Origin of the sequence: Streptomyces sp. NPDC051913 (genome assembly GCF_044593635.1) — a bacterium.
Taxonomy (GTDB): Bacteria; Actinomycetota; Actinomycetes; order Streptomycetales; family Streptomycetaceae; genus Streptomyces.
The window spans coordinates 81,845-102,127 of sequence record NZ_JBIUCI010000017.1 but is presented as its reverse complement, the minus strand read 5'-3'; the positions used below and the strand labels follow the sequence as shown (position 1 = coordinate 102,127).

Annotated in this window: 18 protein-coding genes; 9 read left to right on the top strand and 9 right to left on the bottom strand. The window is 70.3% G+C overall.

The window, feature by feature from the left end; all coding sequences use genetic code 11:
- Nucleotides 1-2 precede the first annotated feature (2 nt).
- Nucleotides 3-767, top strand: coding sequence for a cache domain-containing protein (locus ACIHIX_RS37810; RefSeq protein WP_399964447.1), 765 nt, complete (start codon nt 3-5; stop codon nt 765-767).
- 18 nt (nt 768-785) lie between these two features.
- Here the strand turns inward: ACIHIX_RS37810 and ACIHIX_RS37805 are convergent, their stop codons facing one another.
- Nucleotides 786-1,445 (bottom strand): hypothetical protein, encoded by a 660-nt coding sequence (locus ACIHIX_RS37805; RefSeq protein WP_399964445.1) that lies wholly within the window; start codon nt 1,443-1,445, stop codon nt 786-788.
- A 237-nt stretch (nt 1,446-1,682) separates the two neighbouring features.
- Between ACIHIX_RS37805 and ACIHIX_RS37800 the strand changes: the two genes are divergently transcribed.
- Nucleotides 1,683-2,339 (top strand): helix-turn-helix domain-containing protein, encoded by a 657-nt coding sequence (locus ACIHIX_RS37800; protein WP_399964443.1) that lies wholly within the window; start codon nt 1,683-1,685, stop codon nt 2,337-2,339.
- Nucleotides 2,340-2,371: 32 nt separating this feature from the next.
- On the top strand, nt 2,372-2,905 hold the full coding sequence (locus ACIHIX_RS37795; protein ID WP_399964620.1) for a toxin-antitoxin system, toxin component: 534 nt from the start codon (nt 2,372-2,374) through the stop codon (nt 2,903-2,905).
- Nucleotides 2,906-2,912: 7 nt separating this feature from the next.
- On the opposite strand, the gene ACIHIX_RS37790 is transcribed toward ACIHIX_RS37795, so the two are convergent.
- Complete coding sequence (locus tag ACIHIX_RS37790; RefSeq protein ID WP_399964618.1) at nt 2,913-3,935, bottom strand: alpha/beta fold hydrolase; 1,023 nt, start codon at nt 3,933-3,935, stop codon at nt 2,913-2,915.
- Between the two features lie 241 nt (nt 3,936-4,176).
- On the opposite strand from ACIHIX_RS37790, the gene ACIHIX_RS37785 reads away from it, so the two are divergent.
- A complete protein-coding gene (locus ACIHIX_RS37785; protein WP_399964441.1) occupies nt 4,177-4,407 on the top strand; it encodes a hypothetical protein in 231 nt (76 codons plus the stop codon).
- Nucleotides 4,408-4,478: 71 nt separating this feature from the next.
- Here ACIHIX_RS37785 and ACIHIX_RS37780 read toward each other — a convergent pair whose 3' ends face one another.
- Together ACIHIX_RS37780 and ACIHIX_RS37775 are read right to left on the bottom strand one after the other, a co-directional pair.
- Nucleotides 4,479-5,159, bottom strand: a complete 681-nt coding sequence (locus ACIHIX_RS37780) for a 4'-phosphopantetheinyl transferase (protein WP_399964439.1) — start codon at nt 5,157-5,159, stop codon at nt 4,479-4,481.
- Complete coding sequence (locus ACIHIX_RS37775) at nt 5,156-6,016, bottom strand: metallophosphoesterase family protein (RefSeq protein WP_399964617.1); 861 nt, start codon at nt 6,014-6,016, stop codon at nt 5,156-5,158. Before ACIHIX_RS37775 ends, ACIHIX_RS37780 begins: the two co-directional genes overlap by 4 nt.
- Nucleotides 6,017-6,262: 246 nt before the next feature.
- Between ACIHIX_RS37775 and ACIHIX_RS37770 the strand changes: the two genes are divergently transcribed.
- Nucleotides 6,263-7,393, top strand: a complete 1,131-nt coding sequence (locus tag ACIHIX_RS37770) for an ATP-grasp domain-containing protein (RefSeq protein WP_399964437.1) — start codon at nt 6,263-6,265, stop codon at nt 7,391-7,393.
- Between the two features lie 181 nt (nt 7,394-7,574).
- Nucleotides 7,575-9,266 (top strand): carbohydrate binding domain-containing protein, encoded by a 1,692-nt coding sequence (locus ACIHIX_RS37765; RefSeq protein ID WP_399964435.1) that lies wholly within the window; start codon nt 7,575-7,577, stop codon nt 9,264-9,266.
- Nucleotides 9,267-9,269: 3 nt separating this feature from the next.
- On the opposite strand, the gene ACIHIX_RS37760 is transcribed toward ACIHIX_RS37765, so the two are convergent.
- From ACIHIX_RS37760 to ACIHIX_RS37740, 5 genes are all read right to left on the bottom strand, one after another.
- Nucleotides 9,270-10,091, bottom strand: coding sequence for a sulfotransferase family protein (locus ACIHIX_RS37760; RefSeq protein ID WP_399964433.1), 822 nt, complete (start codon nt 10,089-10,091; stop codon nt 9,270-9,272).
- A 272-nt stretch (nt 10,092-10,363) separates the two neighbouring features.
- On the bottom strand, nt 10,364-11,614 hold the full coding sequence (locus tag ACIHIX_RS37755) for an alpha-L-fucosidase (RefSeq protein ID WP_399964431.1): 1,251 nt from the start codon (nt 11,612-11,614) through the stop codon (nt 10,364-10,366).
- Between the two features lie 3 nt (nt 11,615-11,617).
- The gene (locus ACIHIX_RS37750) at nt 11,618-14,659 is read right to left on the bottom strand and encodes an alpha-mannosidase (protein WP_399964429.1); all 3,042 of its coding nucleotides are present in this window, start codon (nt 14,657-14,659) and stop codon (nt 11,618-11,620) included.
- A gap of 71 nt (nt 14,660-14,730) precedes the next feature.
- The gene (locus ACIHIX_RS37745) at nt 14,731-16,068 is read right to left on the bottom strand and encodes a 6-phospho-beta-glucosidase (protein ID WP_399964427.1); all 1,338 of its coding nucleotides are present in this window, start codon (nt 16,066-16,068) and stop codon (nt 14,731-14,733) included.
- Nucleotides 16,065-16,829 (bottom strand): DeoR/GlpR family DNA-binding transcription regulator, encoded by a 765-nt coding sequence (locus tag ACIHIX_RS37740; RefSeq protein WP_399964615.1) that lies wholly within the window; start codon nt 16,827-16,829, stop codon nt 16,065-16,067. Before ACIHIX_RS37740 ends, ACIHIX_RS37745 begins: the two co-directional genes overlap by 4 nt.
- 128 nt (nt 16,830-16,957) lie before the next feature.
- On the opposite strand from ACIHIX_RS37740, the gene ACIHIX_RS37735 reads away from it, so the two are divergent.
- The 3 genes from ACIHIX_RS37735 to ACIHIX_RS37725 all read left to right on the top strand — a co-directional run bounded on the left by ACIHIX_RS37735 (nt 16,958) and on the right by ACIHIX_RS37725 (nt 20,278).
- A complete protein-coding gene (locus ACIHIX_RS37735) occupies nt 16,958-17,977 on the top strand; it encodes a carbohydrate kinase family protein (protein WP_399964425.1) in 1,020 nt (339 codons plus the stop codon).
- Nucleotides 17,978-18,041: 64 nt separating this feature from the next.
- Nucleotides 18,042-19,328, top strand: a complete 1,287-nt coding sequence (locus ACIHIX_RS37730) for an ABC transporter substrate-binding protein (RefSeq protein WP_399964423.1) — start codon at nt 18,042-18,044, stop codon at nt 19,326-19,328.
- Nucleotides 19,328-20,278 carry a carbohydrate ABC transporter permease gene (locus ACIHIX_RS37725; RefSeq protein ID WP_399964420.1) on the top strand — a complete coding sequence of 317 codons (951 nt, stop codon included), beginning with the start codon at nt 19,328-19,330 and terminating at the stop codon, nt 20,276-20,278. The genes ACIHIX_RS37730 and ACIHIX_RS37725 overlap by 1 nt, the downstream gene beginning before the upstream one ends.
- The last annotated feature ends 5 nt before the right edge of the window (nt 20,279-20,283 follow it).

Genomic DNA, 20,283 nt, shown 5'->3' with positions numbered 1-20,283 from the left:
CCATGAGCCTCGCCACGGCAACGCGCGACAGGGCACCGGAGGAATCGGTCGCGGCCCGCGTCCGCTCGACGCTGGAGGCCGTGTTCGACGCGGTCGCCGCGACCCGCGCCGACACCGCGGCCCTGCTGGCCCGGGTGGCCGCCACGGGCCGCCGCCCGGCCACCGTGGACCTCGCCGCCCTGCGCCCCGGCCTGCACGGCCGGCTCGCCCGCGTCGAGCTGGTGTCCGGCGTCGGCTTCGTGGCCGCGCCGGGCCTGCTGAGCGACGTACCGGCATGGCTGGAGTGGTGGCAGACGGGCTCCGGCAACGACGTCCGACCCCTGCTCCTCGACCTCGACCCCGAGCACTCGGCGTACGCCGACTACACGCACTGGGACTGGTTCGCGCTCCCCCGCGACACCGGGGAGCGGGCGGTGGCGGGCCCGTACGTGGACTATCTCTGCTCGGACGAGTACAGCCTCACCCTGTCCGCACCCGTGCTGGTCGAGGGCCGGTTCGCCGGGGTGGCCGCCGCGGACGTGTATCTACGGCACTTCGAGGCGGCCGTCATGCCGATGCTCCGCCGACTGCCGGGCCCCGCACGACTGGTGAACGCCCGCGGCCGGGTGGCGGCCTCCACCGACCCGCGCCATCTGGTCGGCTCGCTCGGCAAGGGCCCGGACTTCGGGCGGGTCCTGGCGACGGGCCGGCCGGAACAGGCCGCCGGAGTGCGGCTGGTGCCGTGCGACGGGGTGCCGCTGGTGCTGGTGAGCACGGTTCAAGGGTGACCCGGGACGGCCCCGCGCTCACTCGGCCGCGGGAACCACCCTCAGATGCGCGGTGGACCGACGCGTCCCACGCGCGCGTGCCGGGGCACGGCGGGTCTCGCGCAGGACCAGGGTCAGCCGGGTGTAGCCGAGTTCCCGCAGGGTCTCGGGCGTCTCGTCGACGACCCGGCACTCGGTGGCGCCCCAGCGCGGGTCGGGGTGCAGCAGCGGCCGGACAGCCCCGTCGTGCGCGCAGGCACGCTCGCCGACGGCCCGGATCCAGTGCGGCAGGCCGTGCCGGTAGGCGGCGTCCATGATCGGGTCCTGGGCGATCTCGCGGCGGATCGCCTGGAGTCCGTGGTCATGGCCGTCCCGCTCCACCGCGGCGGCGAAGTGGGCCAGCATCGGCAGACACCAGCTGGACTCGTGCTCACCGAGCACCGATCCGGCGTCCGGGTGGAAGAGCACGAATCTCAGGAAGTTGTCGTCCGGCATCGCGGTCGGATGCGGACCCACTCCGCCGAAAAGTGACGCGAAAGCGGCGTTCGACAGGACGACGTCCCAGCGCCGGTCGAGCACGACGGAAGGGAAGGGAACCGCTTCCAGAAGGGTGGCGTAGTCCTGAAGATACGCTCGGGCCTCGGGACTCTCGGGGGCGGGCCGCGGCTGCGGCCGCTGCCCTCCTGCCTGTTGTGCCATCGGGAGGTCACCCCTCTTGCCTATGCGGCCACGCGCGTGGCGCCCTGATCCTGCTGCCCTGACGCGAGCGGTGTCAACTATCGTGGCATTTCGTGCCTGTTGACGGCTGAAATTGGCCACAGTTGTGGCGAGACCTGGATGTACGTTCGAACAACGGCTACTCTCCCCGGAGTTCACGGCAACCGCTTGTGTTGAGCTGCTTGTGAGAAGCCTGTGAGAGACGTAGGAGATCTGTCGGTGGCGGATGGCTTCGCGAGTCCGGGTGCCCCGGTGACGGCTGCGCTGCCGGCCGTCGTCGCTCGCGTCGCCGCGCTCGCCGACCGGCTGGGCGTGCCGCACGCCGAGGTCTTCCACACCGGCCGTCTGTCGGTGGCCTGCGGCGTCCCCGAGTCCGTGGTCAAGGCCCTGCTGAGCGGCCGTCCGGCGGGCGAACCGGACATCCAGGCGCGTTTCCTTCAGCGCCTGGACCTGCTGCGCCGCACCCGTCTGAAGCCCAACGGGCGCAAGTACACCCAGCAGGAGATCGCCGACGGCGCCGCCATGTCCCGCCAGCAGGCGGGCGCCCTCATCAACGGCGACCGGCGTCCCACCATGGAGCACTGCGACGCCATTCAGCGCTTCTTCCGCGTCCACGCCGGTTTCCTCACGGCCGAGGACCCCGAGGCCCTGGCCGGCGCCCTGCAACGCACCGAACAGGATCTCCTGCAGAAGCTGGCGGACCGCGAGAAGGAAGCGTCATCCACGGCGGGTGACCCACTGGAGCAGCTCCTCCAGGACCATGGCGTCCGCGGAATCGCCTGGCGGGCCGCGCAGCTGCCCACCGACCAGCACCGCGACAAGGTCGCCGAATGGCTGGACATGCTCCTGGAGAGCGTCAAACGGCCCGAGTCGTGAGCCGGGGGTTAACTGTGGGCATCGGTAGGGACATGCGCCGCCTGTGCGGCGAGCTGGTCGCGGAGCTGCCCTTCCCGGCGCCCGCCGCGCATCCCACGGAGCTGTACACGGCCCTCTGCGACGCGATGAGCCGCCGTCGCGGCCGCCCGGTCCACTTCCGTACGGCCGCCTTCCCGGTCGGCACCGCGAGCGGACTGTGGCTGGACATGGCCGACCAGGACCTGGTCGTGGTCGAGGAACGCACCGCCCCCGGCCATCAGTTGGTCATCCTCGGCCATGAGCTCTGGCACATGCAGGCCGGCCACAGCACCCATCATGTCGAGGGCGCCGCCGTGGCGGCCCGGATGCTCAGCGACGACGCGGACCTCAGGGCGGCCGTCCTCAAGGTCGCCGCGCGCAGCCGCTTCGACCAGGCCGACGAGAAGGAGGCCGAGCGCTTCGGCCTCCTCCTGGCCAGCAAGTGCCGCACCTGGCTGGACGGTTCCTCGGTACGGGGTCCGGTGCAGCGGGACCGGCTGGCGGGCCGTATCGAGGCGTCGCTGGGCTATCTGGGCCCGCAGAGCTGAGCACACCTCACGTGGCGCTGCGTTCGCTCGCCTCCCGCAGCTCCCGCCCCACGGCCCGCTCGCGCAGGCCACCCGGCCGCCCTTCCCGCAGCAGTTGCCGCCAGTGCTCCCGGCTCCAGTCCGCCGGCGCGGTGCCTCCGGTGAACTCCTCCACCAGCGCCACGAACCGACCCGGGTCGGCGTGGAACGGGAAGTGCCCGGCGCCCTCGAAGATCTCCAACCGGCTTCCCGGCATGGCCTCATGGGCCCCGAGCGCGTGCCGCACCGGCACCACGCTGTCCCGGTCGCCCCACAGCAGCATGGTCGGCATGCCCTGGGTGAGATAGCACCGGTCCAGCATCGTCACGACCTGCCCGCGCCAGTCCACGACGGCCCGCAGCGTCCGGATGAACGCGTTCCTGGACGTCTCGTCGGGCAACGCGTCGACGAGATGCAGCACATCGGGCGCGTCCTGCCCGAGATCCGTGTCGAGGGCCTTCAGCAGCCGTACGGCGAGCCCCACTTGGAGCCGGGCCGTCGGCAGCCGCAGCGCGGACAGCATCAGATGGGCGCCGGGCAGGGAGACCAGCCGCAGCACGGGATTGACCTCACGTCCCACACCGCCCGCGCTGACCAGGATCAGCCGCTCGGTCCGCTCCGGGAACTGGTAGGCGAACTGCATCGCCACGCCCCCGCCGAGCGAGTGCCCCACCAGGGTCGCCGACTCGATGCCGAGAGTGGTCAGGAGATCCCGCACGCCGTTGGCGTAGGCCGCCACCGAGTAGTCGGCGCGGGGCTTGTCGGAGGCGCCGTGACCGAGCAGGTCGGGGGCGATGACGGTGTGCGTGCGCGCCAGGTCGGGGATCAGTTCGGCCCAGGTGTCCGAGGAGTCCCCGATGCCGTGGATGAGCACGAGGGCCGGGCCCTCGCCGGCCATGCGGAAGGCGCGCCGGTATCCGTGCACCGTCCGGTACTGCAACTCGAGTTCGCCGTCACCCACCGGGCGCAGTCTCACGGTGCGCGCGGGGAGCCGATGCGGGACGTCGACCACGTACATGCCTCCCGTTTCCCCAGCCGCCCGCCCGGCCGGGGTCCGGCCTGGCGGGCGGCTGAAAGCCCTTCCACTCCAGCGTAGGACCCTGTTCCCACCGGCGATTTCGATCAGGTTTCACCTCGGCTAAGCGGGCGAACGGACGTGTAGCGGGACCGGATTGTCAGTGCCGGTTGGCAAGCTGGAGTCGGGCCCTCACTGGCGGGGCCGACCGACGAGCCGACTTGGGGAGAGCCGACCGATGCCCACCGCCGTACTCACCGACCGCGAGCGCACCGCAGTACAGGCCTACCTGCGGCTGCTGCACACCGTCAGGGCCGCGTTCGACGGTCCGCCGGACGGAAGGCGACCACCCGTCGTCCCGCCCTCCGTGCTCGCGGAGGCGGAGCAGGCGCTGGCGGACGCAGGCCTGGCGGGCAACGAGGAGGCCTTCTTCCGGCTGCTCCAGAACTGGTGCCCGCCGGGTCGCTAGCGAGCCGGTGGTCGGGGCGGTGGGGACCGCCCCGACCCGCCCGACCGACACCGGCCGTGCCGCACCCGCGCTCAGGTGTGCGGCACGACCACCGACGTGGCCACCAGCCCGTCCCGGACCGTCCAACGCCCTTCGAGGACATCACGCCGCCGACCGCCCACGACCGGCCCCGGCACGAGCAGTTCGACGCGCAACCGGCCGCGCGAGGCCGCGCCGGGGTCGACGAGGATCTCGATGTCGGCCTCGGCGAAGTCGAGCCAGGAGCCGGTGAGGGGGAACCACGCCTTGTACACGGACTCCTTGGCGCTGAACAGCAGCCGGTCCCAGTGGATGCCGGGATGCGTCCCGGTGAGCAGGCGCAGCCTGTCCCGTTCCCCGGGCAGCGACACACTGGCGAGGACACCGTCCGGGAGCGGCCCGTGCGGTTCGGCGTCGATCCCGAGGGAGGCGAGCTCGGTGCAGCGGACGAGGGCGGCGGCGCAGTAGCCGTCGCAGTGGGTCATGCTGCCGGTGAGTCCTGCGGGCCACCGCGGAGCGCCGCGCTCGCCGGGCAGCACCGGCTGCGGGGGCACACCGAGTTTCTCCATCGCCCGCCGGGCGCACGCCCGTACGAGGGTGAACTCACGGCGGCGCTTGGCGACGGACCGCGCGACGAGGGCGGCCTCCTCGGGGTAGAGCCTGATGTTCTCGGGCTCACCCGGACCGTAGGTCTCCACGGCCACCACCGGGTCCGGCAGCAGATCCTCGATCACCGCGCGCCGACCTCCTCGGGCGCGATCAGGCGCAGCTGCCCCGGTGGCTCCGCCCGCTTGCGCCACTCGCGCGGGTAGCCCACCGACACCTCCTCGAAGCGCACCCCTTCGTGCCAGGTGGTCCGGGGGATGTGCAGATGGCCGTAGACCATGGTGCGGACACGGAAGCGGCGGTGCCAGTCGGCGGTCAGCGTGGTGCCGCACCACATGGCGAACTCGGGGTGCCACAGGACGTCCGTGGGGTGCCGGTCCAGCGGGTAGTGGTTGACCAGGACGGTGGGCAGGTAGTCCGGCAGCGCTTCGAGCCGGCGCTCGGTCTCGGCCACCCGGGCGCGGCACCAGGCCTCGCGGGTCGGGTAGGGGTCGGGGTGCAGCAGGAACTCGTCGTTGCAGACGATGCCCGTGCCGTGCGCGTACTCCAGTCCCTGGTCCTTGGTCGTGCAGCCGGAGGGCAGGAACGAGTAGTCGTAGAGGAGGAGGAGCGGGGCGACGGCGACCGGGCCGCCGGGCCCCTCCCAGAGGGGGTAGGGATCCTCGGGAGTGATGACACCGATCTCGCGGCAGACCTCGACGAGGTGCTCGTAGCGGGCGACTCCGCGCAGGGTGACGGGGTCGCTGGGGTGGGTCCACAGTTCGTGGTTGCCGGGGGCCCAGATCACCTTGCGGAAGCGGCTCGCGAGGGTCTCAAGCGCCCAGCTCACGGCACTGACGGTCTCCGCGACATCACCGGCGACGAGCAGCCAGTCGTCGTCCGACCCGGGGCGCATCCGCTCCACCAGGGCCCGGTTCTCGGGGTGGCCGATGTGGAGATCGCTGATGGCCAGCAGTTGTCCGGCGCCACCGGCCGTCGACGTCACCTTCGCCCCCTCCACGCACCCGGACACGTCCACGACAGCATATTCAGGCGGAGCCGCGGAGAGTAGTTCAAGATCGAAAAATCCGTAACACGCACGTTGCACGCGAGGCCTCCGGCAGGCCGTATGATCGCCCCAACACCACCGCTGTGAACTTCCCTTCTTACAGGGCGGTTTGGTGTCCCCTCTACCACCCTGGCCGGGCACGGCCTGCTTCGCCGTGCCCGAAAACCCCGAAAGGCGGCCTGCATGATCTCTCGCGTACGCGTCTGGCTCAACCGCACGTACGCGGAGAACGTGTTCTTCATGGATCAGCTGCGGAAAAATCCCAGCGATCGCGCCGTCGAGATCCATGCCACGCACGGCGACGCGGACTCCCCCGTACTGGCCGCCGCCGACACGGCGGATCTGGAGCCGGAGGGCCTGTCCCCGGCCGGGTACGTGGAGTACGCGCTCGACCAGTGCCAGCGCCGCGGCATCGATGTCTTCGTGCCCCGGCTGCACCAGTCGGCGATCGTGGCGCACCGGGCCGACTTCGCGGCCGTCGGCACGGCGCTGCTCGCGCCGCCGCCGGAGGCCGTGGCCGTCTTCGAGGACAAGGTCATCGCCTACGAGGCCGTGCAGGCGATCGGGGTGCCCGTGCCGCCGTGGTACCGGGTGCGGTCGGCGGACGAACTCGTCGCGGCGGTCGAGGAGTTGGAGGCGGACGGCCACAAGGCGTGCTTCAAGCCGGCGTCCGGCGCGGGCGGGGTGGGCTTCCGCGTGATCACGCGCGCCCCCTTCTCGCTCTCCCACCTCAACGGCTTCCCGAGCCCGTACGTCCCGCTGGACGTGGTCGTCGAGGCGCTGACGCAGGCCGAGGAGTCGGTGGACTGGCTGGTGATGCCGCGCCTTGAGCAGCCGGAGGTGTCGGTGGACTGCCTCACGGGTCCCGACAACCGGCTGCGCCTGGCGGTGGGGCGGACGAAGAACGGGCGTCGGCGTGGGTTCACGCTGCACGAGCAGTGGCTGGAGCCGGCGCGGTTGATCGCCGAGGGGTTCGGGCTGCACTACCTGTCCAACATCCAGTTCCGGATGTTCGGCGACCGGCCCGTTCTCATGGATGTCAACACGCGTCCTGCTGGGGGTTTGCATCAGCTGTCGCTGTGCGGGGTGAACGCGCCCTGGGCTGCCGTGCAGTTGGCGCTGGGCGAGGACCCGGGGGTGATGGCGCCGCCGTTCCTGGGGCAGGACTACACGGTGGTGTCGGGACCTCGGCCGTTGCGGGCGGTCTCGCTGCCGCAGCAGCGGGAGGTTTCGGAGCCGTTGCCCGCGATGCCGGCGCCTGCGGTGTCCGAGGCCGTTGTGGTGGAGGCTGCGGCTTCTGTACTGCCGCTCTAGGTTTGCGGCCGGGTGCGGGTAGTTCGCGGCTTGTCGCACAGTTCCCCGCCCCCCTGAAGAACCTCAGCCTCACCGGTATGGACCAATTCCGTCAATCTTCTTGACAGGCACATTGGTCCATACCAACTTTGTTGCGCACCCCCTGTACTCCCGAACACCCCCATTTCTTCAGGGAGATCGCGTGCGCAACCCACTCAGCAACACGACAAGGCGTCCCAGACGTCGGCTTCTCGCCCTGTTCGCCACCGCCGGGCTCGCGCTCGGCGGCGCCGTCGCCCTTCCCGGCACCGCTCAGGCGGCGAACATCCTGACCAATCCCGGCTTCGAGTCGGGCGGCGTCTCCCCCTGGTCCTGTACCGGGAACCTCGGCTCGGTCGTCTCCTCCCCCGTGCACGGCGGCTCCAAGGCCCTTGCGGGGGCGGTGAGTTCGAGTGACAACGCCAAGTGCAGCCAGACCGTCGCCGTGAAGCCGAACACGGCGTACACGCTCAGCGGCTGGGTGCGCGGCAGCTACGTCTACCTCGGTGTGGACGGCGGCGCCTCCACCTGGACCACCTCCCCGTCGGCGTACGCCCAGCTCAGCGTCAGCTTCACCACCGGTGCCTCGCAGACCAGCGCCACCATCTACACCCACGGCTGGTACGCCCAGGGCACCTACTACGCCGACGACATCAGCCTCGACGGGCCCGGTGGCAGTTCGGACACCCAGGCTCCGACGGCGCCCGCGAGCCTGCGCTCCACCGGGAAGACCTCGTCGTCCGTGTCGCTCGCGTGGAACGCCTCGACCGACAACGTCGGCGTCACCGCGTACGACATCTACAGCGGCTCCAACCAGGTGCTGAGTGTCTCCGGTACGACGGCCACCGTCAGCGGGCTCTCCGCCAGTACCGCCTACACCTTCACCGTGAAGGCCCGGGACGCGGCCGGGAACTCCTCGGCGGCCTCCAACTCGGTCGGCGTCACGACCGACGCGGGCGGCGGGGGCGGCACCGGCTTCAAGCAGGCCGCGCCCTATCTGTACGAGGGCTGGGGCGACCCGCCGAGCGTGTCGACGGTGATGAGCTCGACCGGCATCAAGTGGTTCACGATGGCGTTCATGCTCGACGGCGGCGGCTGCAACCCCATGTGGGACAGCGCCCGGCCGCTGACCGGCGGCGTCGACCAGACCGTCATCAACCAGATCCGCTCGGCGGGCGGGGACATCGTGCCCTCGTTCGGCGGCTGGCAGGGCAGCAAGCTCGGCGCCAACTGCTCCTCCGCCAGTGCGCTCGCCGCAGCCCTCCAGAAGGTGATCGACGCCTACTCGCTCAAGGCGATCGACATGGACATCGAGAACACGGACGAGTTCGAGAACGAGGCCGTGCAGGCGAGGATCCTCACCGCGCTGAAGACGGTCAAGGCCAACAACCCCGGCCTGAAGACCATCGTCACCTTCGGCACCTCGACCACCGGACCGACCTACTACGGCAACCGGCTGATCGAGCAGGCCAAGTCCATAGGCGCCGACATCGACGTCTTCACCATCATGCCGTTCGACTTCGGCGGCGGCGCGGACATGTACGGCAACACCGTGAACGCGACGGAAGGGCTGAAGGCCAAGCTGAAGTCCACCTTCGGCTGGGACGACGCCACGGCCTACGCCCACATCGGCATCTCCGGCATGAACGGGCTCAGCGACCAGCAGGAACTGACGAGCCCGGCCATCTGGACGCAGATCCGCGACTGGGCGAACTCGCACCACATCGCCCGACTCGCGTTCTGGTCGGTCAACCGTGACCGGCCGTGCGCGGGTGGCGGCGTCGTCAGCAACTGCTCCGGCATCAGCCAGAACAACTGGCAGTTCACCTCGATCACGGCCGGTTTCACCGGCTGACGCTCAACCGGCCCGATACCCCCACGCCCGCGCCAACTCGGCCAGGCGTGGGGGTAGTCCGGTCTCCGCGTCCGCCTCGCGCGCGGGCTGGATGCGGCCCGACCTGATGGTGCTGCTCCAGTCGCCCAGCTGGGGGCGGAAGGAGCCGTGGTCCTGTTCGCCGTAGTCCAGCATGGTGTTCTCCCAGGGCACGCCGAGGTAGTCGCACAGGCCGCGCGTGATCCGCTCCGGCTCGGCGGTCAGTTCCTCGTACGTCAGCACATGGGCGTCCAGGGCCATGCGGGCCTCTTCCAGTTTCTCGGCGTAGTCGAGGACCTCGGCGCGGATCGCCGCGTGGTCGGGATCCGTACGGCGGTCGGTGAGCGAGGTGATCACCGCGCCGGGGTGGCGCAGCAGGACGATGAACTTCGCCTGCGGCCAACATCGGTGCAGTCGGGGCCAGATGAGGGCGTTCGCTGGAGTCTTGTCGACGATGACGTCCTTGCCGCTGCGGGCGAGTTCGAGGTGCAGGACCCGGTCCCACAGCACGTGTTCCAGTTCCCGCCGGTCCAGTTCGAGCGCCTTCATGGCCTCCGCCGTGAAGTCGCGGCTCAACTCCACGTGCAGGGTGCGCAGATGCATCTCGTGCGGGGCGCGGATCCGGCTGTGGCTGTTCAGGAGCACCCGCAGCAGGGTCGAGCCCGAGCGCACGGACGACAGCACGAAGACCGGCGACTCCACGAGGCGCGGGGCGCACGGGGCGGTGTACCGGTCGGCGGTGGGCCCGGGCCGGGGTGCGGGTACGGCGTCCAGGTTCCGGCGCGGCGGGCTCACCGCCTCCTTCATCAGCCTCCCTCGACGCCTCAGTCCCTTGCCGATCGCTGACATACGGGGGTCTCGCACGGGGCCACCTCTCTCTCACGCCGCTGCGTTCCGCATCCCAGGGGTGGCGGGCGACGCGAAGATGTCAGGCAGGGAAACGAGAGAGGTCACGACGGGCCGAAAACCCGCCGTGACCTGGTCACTTACCGCTCTCTTAATTCTTGGTGGGAAACGCGTGACGGGAAACGCGTGACGGGAAACGTGTGGTGGGAGACGCGTGGCGGGAGACGCGGTGATCAGAAGCGGCCGGCGCCCCGGTACAGCTCAAGCTCCCCGTCCAGCTCGACCGCCAGCACCGTGGCGTGCGGGTCGAGGTCGGTCAGCGCGGGCGGGTCGATCCACAGCACCCCCACCGCGTCGTGCAGCCCGCCGACGACCCGATGGCCGAGCTCGGCCCCGGTACCGAGAACGGTCACCTTGCGGACCCCGGTGACGAGACCACGGACGCCGATCTCGGCGCGCGGGATGTCGAAAAGGGTCAGATACAGCGTGCGGCGGTCGGCGGAGAGGGTGCTCGGACCGTAGTGGTGCCCGGCCGGCAGCCCGCGCACCGTGCCGTACACGGCCTCGGCGTGCCTGCCGATCCACTCCCCCAGCCCTTCCAGGCGCTCCACCTGCGGCTGCGGGACGGTGCCGTCCTCCATGGGGCCGACGTCGAGCAGCAGGTTGCCGCCGCCCCCGATGGTCTCGGTGAAGTAGCGGATGAGCTGGGTGAGCGACTTGTGGTTGTGGTCGGCGTGCCGGTAACCCCACGAGTCGTTGATGGTGAGGCACAACTCCCAGGGTCCGGAGGGGGGTTCGATGGGCGCGCCCTGTTCCGGGGTGGCGTAGTCGCCCTCGCTGAGCATGCGCGCGTTGAACACGACGTCGGGCACGTACGACCGTATGAGCGCGGCCAGTTCCGGGATGCGCCACTGTTCCTCGCTGCGGTCCCACTCGCCGTCGAACCACATCAGATCCGGGCGGTAACGGGAGGCCAGTTCGCGGATCTGGCCGTCGCGGTAGGCGAGGAACCTCTCCCAGGCCGCCAGGTCCTCGTCCTGCGCCGCGCACTCGGAGTACGGGTTGTCCTCCTGCTCCGGCGGTCGGCCGGGCTTGCGGGTGCTGGCGTAGTCGGGGTGGTTCCAGTCGGAGTGGGAGTAGTAGAAGCCGACCTTGAGGTCCTTCTCCCGCAGGGCCTCGGCGTAGGGGCCGAGGTAGTCCCTGCCGAGGTTCAGGTCGCCGAACTCCGTGTCCCACAGGGCCACTCCGTCATGGTGACGGGTCGTCAGCACCGCGTACCTCGCGCCCGCGCGGGCGAACAGGTCGGCCCACTCGCGCGGGTCGTACCTGGCGCCGGTGAAGCGGTCCAGCTGGGACATGTACCGGTCGTGCGGCACGATGTCGTCGTAGAACGACCAGGACTCCTGGACGCCGTCGACGGCGTAGATGCCCCAGTGGACGAAGATCCCCAACTTGGCGTCGGTGAACCACGGTTGCATCGCCACGGGTCATCCCCTCCGGAGTCGGAGCGTCAGGATCTGGAAGGGCCGCAGCGCGACGGAGACCGTGCCGTCCGCGACGTTCGCGGCCTCCAGGGGGCGCTCCAGCAGATCGGTGACGTCGGCACCCGTGAGCGGGAAGCCGGTCCGCAGCAGCCCCTGCGCACGGCCGCCCCGCGACTCGTACAGGCGCACCACCACGTCACCGGACCCGTCGTCGGCGAGCTTGACCGCCTCCACGGTGATGCCGTCGCCGTCGACCGAGACGACCGGCTCGGGCGCGCCCGCCGCGTCGGCCACGCGGAGCGGCAGGTTGAGGGCGTAGCCCTCGGCGACCGCGTCCTCGATGCTCGCGCCGGGGAGCAGCGCGTAGGTGAAGCGGTGCTTGCCCTGGTCGGCCTCCGGGTCGGGGATGCGCGGGGCGCGCACCAGGCTGAGGCTGACCTTGGTCGTCGTACCGCCGTCCTCGCGGACCGTGCGGGTGACGTCGTGGCCGTAGGTGGAGTCGTTGATGACGGCGACGCCGTAGCCGGGCTCACCCACGTGCACCCAGCGGTGGCCGGAGACCTCGAAGCGGGCCGCCTCCCAGCTGGTGTTGGTGTGCGTGGGGCGCTGGATGTGGCCGAACTGGATCTCGGCGGAGGAGTGCGCTGCGCGGACGTCCACCGGGAAGCCGGCCTTGAGGATCTTCTCGGCCTCGTGCCAGTCGATCTCGGTCTCGAAGTCGATGCGGGGGCTGCCGGCGCGCAGGGTGATGGTCTGGACGAGCTTGGAGCCCTTGCCGAAGTCGCGTGTGACACGGACCGCAGCCAGCAGCGGGTCGTCCGAGACGACCTCGACCGACGAGGCCTCCAGCAGGTCCGTGTACCGGTTGCGGTAGTGCTTGTCGATGTCCCAGGCGTCCCAGTAGTTCGGGAGGTCGGTGTGCAGCCGCAGCAGGTTGCCCTGGTCCGCGAGGACTTCACGCCGAGCGCGCAGGTCGTACACGGAGGACAGCGTGCCGTCCTCGGCCACCTCCACCCGCACCAGACCGTTGTCGAGGACGCGGCCCTCGACCGTCACGGGGTGCGAAGGCTCGGCGGCCACTGCCGGAGCGCTGCCGTTCGCGGGCACCGACACGTACGCCAGGTCGCCGGCATCCGTGCGGATCACCTCGTTGCGGTCGTACGGGCTGGTGTTGAAGACCCGCCGGCCGCCGCCGCCCAGTGCCGCGACCGCCTCCGCCGTCAGCGCCTCCAGCTCCTCGGCGACGCGGGCGTACTCGGCCTCTGCCTCGCGGTGCACCCAGGCGATGGACGAGCCCGGCAGGATGTCATGGAACTGGTGGAGCAGGACCGTCTTCCACAGGCGGTCGAGCTTGTCGTAGGGGTAGGAGTAGTCCGGGGCGTGCAGCGCGGCCGTCGTCGCCCACAACTCGGCCTCGCGCAGCTTGTGTTCGCTGCGGCGGTTGCCCTGCTTGGTGCGGGCCTGGGAGGTGTAGGTGGCGCGGTGGAGTTCGAGGTAGAGCTCGCCGTGCCAGACGGGGGCGTCCTCGTACTCGGCGCGCGCCTTGGCGAAGAACTCGTCGGGGTGCTCGACGACGACCTTGGGCGAGCCCTCCAGGTCCGCGAGCCTGCGGGCGCGTTCCATGATCTCGCGGGTGGGGCCGCCACCGCCGTCGCCCCAGCCGAAGGGGGCGAGTGAGCGCGTACCGGCGCCCTTCTCGGCGTAGTTGCGGACGGCGCGGTCCATCTCCTCGCCGCTGAAGCGGGCGTTGTAGGTGTCGACGGGCGGGAAGTGGGTGAAGATGCGGGTGCCGTCGATGCCCTCCCACCAGAAGGTGTGGTGGGGGAACTTGTTGGTCTGGTTCCAGGAGATCTTCTGGGTGAGGAACCAGTCGTTGCCGGCCAGCTTGGCGAGCTGCGGGTAGGCGGCGTTGTAGCCGAAGGAGTCCGGCAGCCAGACGCCCTTGGTCTCGACGCCGAAGTGCTCGATGAAGAACCGCTTGCCGTGGATGAGCTGGCGGGCGATGGCCTCGCCGCCGGGCAGGTTGCCGTCGGACTCGACCCACATGCCGCCGACCGGCGCCCACTGGCCCTTCTTCACGGACTCCTGGATGCGGGCCCAGACGTGCGGGTAGTTGTCACGGACCCACTCGTACTGCTGGGCCTGGGAGCAGGCGAAGATGAAGTCGTCGTACTCGTCGGCCAGGGCCGTCACGTTGGAGAAGGTGCGGGACGTCTTGCGCTTGGTCTCGCGGACGGGCCACAGCCAGGCGGAGTCGATGTGGGCGTGGCCGACGCCGGAGACGACGTGGGCGCTGGCGTGGGCGGGCTTGGCCAGGACCGGGGCGAGGATCTCGCGCACGGCCGGCGCGCTGCCGGAGATGTCGTCCAGGTCGAGGGCGTCCATGGCCCGGTCCAGGGCGTGCATGATCTCGTGGCGGCGGGGCTCGTGGTCACCGAGGTGGGTCATGACGCCGAGCAGCACCTGGATGTCCAGGTCGAGGTGGAAGACCTCCTCGTCGAGGACGGCGATGTCGGCGCGCTGGAAGGTGTAGAGCGGCTTGTCGCCCGCCGTCAGCACATCGCCGAGCAGGGTGGGCTCGGAGAAGTTGTTCGCCAGGATGTCGGGGTTGGAGGCGGCCTCGACCAGGTAGTCGATCCGCTCGCCGCCGGTGGCCGGGTGGGCGATCGGGACGTACTGGTTGAGCGGGTTGACCGCCTTCAGGGGACGGCCGTCGGGCAGGTGGACCAGGGCCTCGGCCTGGTTGCCGGGCCAGTCGCCGACGAAGCCGAGGTCGATGACCGCCTCCACGCGCCGCCCGGCGAACGCGGCCGGCACCTCACCGCGCATCCGGAACCAGGTGGTGCCCCACGGCGGGCCCCACGGGGTGCTCATGGCGAAGGGCTCGTAGCGGGCGGCGGCGGCCTCCTCGAAGGAGACCGGCTCCCCGGGCGCCTGCCACGCCTCGACCTCGAAGGGGACGGTGGCCGCGTAGATCGCGGGCTTGATGCGCTGGGTGTGGAGGCGCTCTACGCGCTCCTCGATCCGTCGGCGTTCGTCGTGCATGGAGAGCTCCAGGGAGGAGGAAGAGAAGGGGTCGGCGGAGAAGGCGGGGGAAAGCGCTTACCAGCAGGTGTTCACCTAAGGTACGCCAAGCCCGGATGGACCTCGCGATAGCCCTCCACCAGCCGCCGGGCGACGTTCACGGAGTCCACGAGCGGGTGCAGCGCGAAGGCCTTCACCGCGGTCTCGCGGGAGCCGGACTCGGCCGCGGCGAGCACCTCGCGCTCGACCGCCTTGACCGCGCAGACCAGGCCGGTGGCGTGGTCGGGCAGTGGGGCGACGGTGACAGGGTGGGCGCCGTTGGCGTCCACGAGGCACGGGACCTCGATCACGGCATCGTTGTCGAGCACCGAGAGGGTGCTCCGGTTCCGGACGTTCAGGATCAGGGTGGTGCGCTCGTCGCGGGCGATGGCCCGCATCAGCGCCAGGGCGACCTTCTCGTAGCCGCCGGAGAGGTCGTCGGCGTCGCGCTCGCCGGCGCCGGCGGTCTCCCGGTTCTCGGACATGTAGGTGGCCTCGCGCTCGGCGCGGGTGCGGTCCCAGACGTCCAGCGCCTTCGCACCGGGGGCGCCGACCTCGTCGTAGAAGCGGGCCTGCTGGTCGTGGAGGAAGGCGCCGCGGGTCTTCTCGGCCTGCTGGTAGGCGCGGACGGCCTCGCGGTTGAAGTAGTAGTAGTGCAGGTATTCGTTGGGGATCGCGCCGAGGGACCGGAGCCAGTCGACGCCGAAGAGCTTGCCCTCCTCGAAGGAGCCGAGCAGTTCGGGGTCGGCGAGCAGCCGCGGGAGCTCGTCGCGCCCGGCGATGTGCAGGCCGCGGACCCAGCCGAGGTGGTTGAGGCCGACGTAGTCGATCCAGGCCTCGCGCGGGTTCGCGCCGAGCACGCGCGCGATACGGCGGCCGAGGCCGACCGGCGAGTCGCAGATACCGATGACACGGTCGCCGAGGTGGCGGGACATGGCCTCGGTGACCAGACCGGCCGGGTTGGTGAAGTTGATGACCCAGGCGTCGGGAGCGAGGCGGGCGACGCGTCGGGCGATGTCCACGGCGACGGGAACGGTGCGCAGGCCGTAGGCGATGCCGCCGGCGCCGACCGTCTCCTGGCCGAGGACGCCCTCCGCCAGGGCCACCCGCTCGTCGTCGGCGCGGCCCGCCAGGCCGCCCACCCGGATCGCCGAGAAGACGAAGTCGGCGCCGCGCAGGGCTTCGTCGAGGTCGGTCGTGGCGGTCACCACGGGAGCGTCCTCGACCGCGGCGGCCTGCTCCGCGAGGACCCGGGTCACCGCGGTGAGCCGGCCGGCGTCGAGGTCGTGCAGGACGACCTCGGTCACCCGCCCCTCACCGCGGTCGCCCAGCAGCGCCCCGTACACGAGCGGCACGCGGAATCCGCCGCCGCCCAGAATCGTCAGCTTCACACTTGAGCCTTTCCTGCCAGTGCCACCGTGACGCCCGCCTCCTCCAGGGAGGCCCGCGTCGCCGGGTCCACCGGCGCGTTCGTCACCACCACGTCCAGGTCCTCGGGACCGCAGACCTTCGCCATCCCCGTACCCGGGAACTTCGCCGCGTCGGCGAGCAGTACCACCTTGTCGCTCGCCTTGATCATGGCGCGTTTGACCGGCACCTCGACGACCGTCGTGTCCATCACCTGCCCGCCGGGGCGCACTCCACTGGTGCCGAGGAAGAGCCAGTCGGCGTGCAGCTGGCGCAGGTTGTCCTCGGTGAGGAAGCCGACCAGGGAGCGGTACTCGCGGCGGACCATGCCGCCGAGCAGGACCAGCTCGATGCCCTCGTCGTCGGCGAGCTCCTCGTAGACCACCAGGTTGCTGGTGATCACCGTGAGGCGGCGGCCGTGCAGCTGGCGGGCGAGGCGGTAGGCGGTGGTGCCGATGTCGAGGAGGACCGACTGGCCGTCCTTGACCATGGCCGCCGCGTGCGCCGCTATCGCGTCCTTCTCGGCCACCCGGACCTCGGCGACCTCCGCGAAGGGCTGGTCGCCCTCCTCGGCACGGGCACCGCCGTGGACCCGGGTGAGCAGCCCGTCCTCCTCCAGTTTGACGAGGTCACGCCGGATGGTGGCGGGGCTCACACCGAGCTGCTCGGAGAGGTCGGTCACAGCCGCGGGGCCGCCCGAGCGCAGGGCCCGCAGGATGAGTTGATGTCGTCGTTCCGCCAGCATGCCGTGAACAGTACTCGTCATCTTCAATCATTTCCATGCTCAGTTCTGCTCGGGTATTGACCAATCGTGCGGAGCGGCGCACGATTCCGGTCATCGAAATTGACGAGTTTTGACGAGAGGTGCCGAGTGTGGATGACGACAGGCCCGACGTACTCCTGACCGGGCTGCTCTTCTACGACCTCGTCCTCACGGGGCTCGGAAAGCCGCCGACGCCGGGCGAGGAGATCTGGACCGGCGGCATGGGCTGCGGCCCCGGCGGCATCGCGAACCTCGCGGTGGCGGCCTCCCGGTTCGGTCTGCGCACCTCGCTGGCCACGGTCTTCGGCGACGACTTCTACGGCGAGTACTGCCGGGACGTGCTGTGCGACCAGGAGGACATCGACCTCTCGCTCTCCCGCACCGCGGACGGCTGGCCCACCCCCGTCACCGTCTCGCTGGCCCAGGGCCACGACCGCGCCCTGGTCACCCATGGCTCCGAGCCCCCGTTCTCGCAGGACGTGCTGATGGGCGACCCGCCCGAGGCACGCACCGCCCTCGTGCATCTGGAGGCCGAGCCCCGCGAGTGGATCTCCAAGGCCGCCGCGAACGGCACTCACGTCTACGCCGACGTCGGCTGGGACCCGACCCAGCAGTGGTCCACCGACCTGCTGGACCAGCTGAAGCTGTGCCACGCCTTCCTCCCGAACGAGTCCGAGGCGATGGCCTACACCCGCACCGACAGCGCGACGGCGGCCCTCGGCACCCTCTCCGAGCTGGTGCCGGTGGCCGTGGTCACGCGCGGCGGCGACGGGGCCGTGGCGGTGGACCAGACGACGGGCGAGTACGCCGACGTCCCTGCCCTCGACATCGATGTCCTCGACGCGACCGGCGCCGGCGACGTGTTCGGTGCGAGCTTCGTCGCCGCCTCGCTCGGCGGCTGGCCGCTGGAGGAACGGCTGCGGTTCGCCGTCCTCGCCGCCGGGCTCTCCGTCCAGCGGCCCGGCGGCGCGCTGGCGGCTCCCGGCTGGTACGGCGTCGACCGCTGGTGGCGCTCCCTGACCGACCCCGGCCTGAAGTCGGCGTACGGCTTCCTGGCGGACCGGCTCCCGGACGATCCCGGGCCGCCGGTCGCGTACGCGCCGATCACCCCGCCGGCACGGCAGACCTGATCCCCCCTCCCCCCACGCCCCTTCCCTGCGAAGTTTCGAAAAGATCCGAAAGGCGGTGGGAGCTGTGCGGCTCTCACGAAGAGGCCTGCTCCGCGCGGGCCTGGCCGGTACGGCCGCCACGGCGCTCGGCGGCCTGGCGTCCGGCTGTGCCGTTCCGACCGGCTCGACCGGCCGGAACATGGTCCTGTGGTACTGGAGCGGCGGTCTGAGCGACACCGTCGTGAAGAACGCCAAGGCCCGCTACGACAGTTCGGTGAGCCTGGACGCCATCCAGATCGGCGGCCAGTACCGCTCCAAGCTCATCACCACCATCACGGGCCGCGCCCATATCCCCGACATCGCGGGGCTCAAGGGCGAGGACATGGCCGCCTACCTCCCCAACGCGGACCAGTTCATCGATCTGCGGACGCTGGGCGCGGACAAGTACAAGGACCAGTACCTGTCCTGGAAGTGGGACCAGGGCATCGCCGACGACGGCACGATGGTCGGCTTCCCGATCGACTGCGGGCCGGTCGCGCACTACTACCAGTACGACGTGTTCCGGAAGGCCGGCCTGCCCTACGAGCCGGACGACGTGACGAACGAGCTGAACACCTGGGAGAAGTTCTTCGACGCGGGCGTCCAGCTCGGCAAGCGGATCCCGCACGCCAAGCTCCTCACCGACGTCAACTCCGTCTTCGAGAACGTCGTCCAGCAGGGCGCCCAGCGGTACGTCGACAAGGACCGCCACTTCATCGGCGACCAGGACCATGTGCGCCGGGCGTGGGCGCTGGCCGTGGAGGCCAAGCAGCGCGGGATCGTCTCGGACCTCGTCAGCGGCACCCCCGACCAGCTGTCGGCCATCCAGGACGGCAAGCTGCCGAGCCAACTGAACGCCTCCTGGGCCTCGTTCGACATCAAGAACGGTGTGCCGAAGACCAAGGGCAGATGGCGGGTGGCGCAGATGCCGGTGCGGCCCGCCAACAACGGCGGCTCGTTCCTGTCGATCACCAAGGCGTGCCGGGAGCCCGAGCAGGCGTTCCAGATCATCACCTGGCTCCTCGACGCGAAGAACCAGGCGCAGGGCTACGTCGACGCGGGCCTCTTCCCCTCGACGCCCGCCTCCTACGACCTCAAGCAGATGCGGGAGCCGGACGAGTTCTTCGGCGGCCAGGTCACCACCGACGTCTTCGGACCGGCCGCGCAGAAGATCGTGGTCGCCTACAACAGCCCCTTCGACATCGCCCTCGGGCAGCCCCTCAAGGACGAGATCAAGAACGTCGGCGTCCTCGGCAAGAACCCGAAGGACGCCTGGAGTGACGCCATGAGCAAGTGCCGTCGCATCGCGAAGCACCTGGGGGTGAGCTACTGATGGCCGTTCTGGAGCAGACGCCGCCCGCGGTGGCGCAACCGTCAACGACCAAGCCCGTCAGCGGCTTTCGCAAGTACTGGCATCTCTACGCCGCCATCTCCCCCTTCTACCTGATCTTCCTCGCCTTCGGCCTCTTCCCGGTCGGTTTCTCCCTCTACCTGTCCTTCCACCGCTGGGACGGGCTCGGCTCGATGGAGTGGGCCGGGCTCTCGCAGTACCAGTACCTGCTGAGCGACAGCGACTTCTGGAACTCGATCGGCAACACGGTCATCATCTGGGCCCTGGCCACCTTCCCCATGATCTTCCTGGCGATGGTCACGGCCGTGATGCTCAACTCCGCGGTCCGCTTCAAGGGCCTCTACCGCGTCGCCTACTTCCTGCCGAACGTCACCTCGGTCGTCGCCATCGCGATCGTCTTCGGCTCGATCTTCTCGACCAACGCCGGCATGGTGAACGCCGTCCTGCACGCGGTCGGGATCGACCAGGTGGCCTGGCTGAACACACCCTGGGGCATCAAGGTCACCATCGCCGCGCTGATGACCTGGCAGTGGACCGGTTACAACGCGATCATCTTCCTCGCGGGCCTCCAGACCATCCCCAGCGACCTCTACGAGGCCGCCCGCATGGACGGCGCCGGTCCGATCCAGACCTTCTTCCGGATCACGCTGCCGCTGCTGCGGCCGACCCTGCTCTTCGTCCTGGTCGTCTCGACGGTCACCGGTCTGCAGAGCTTCTCCGAACCGCAGGTGCTGCTCCAGACCTCCTCCAACGACTCCACGTTCGCGGGCGGTCCGGGCCACTCCGGCCAGACGATGGTCCTCTACTTCTTCCAACAGACCTTCGACAACAACGACTTCGGGTACGGCGCCGCCGTGGCGTGGGGCATCTTCCTCGTCGTCGTCCTCTTCTCGATCATCAACTGGCGCCTCGTGCAGCGCCGTGGCGACTAGGAAGG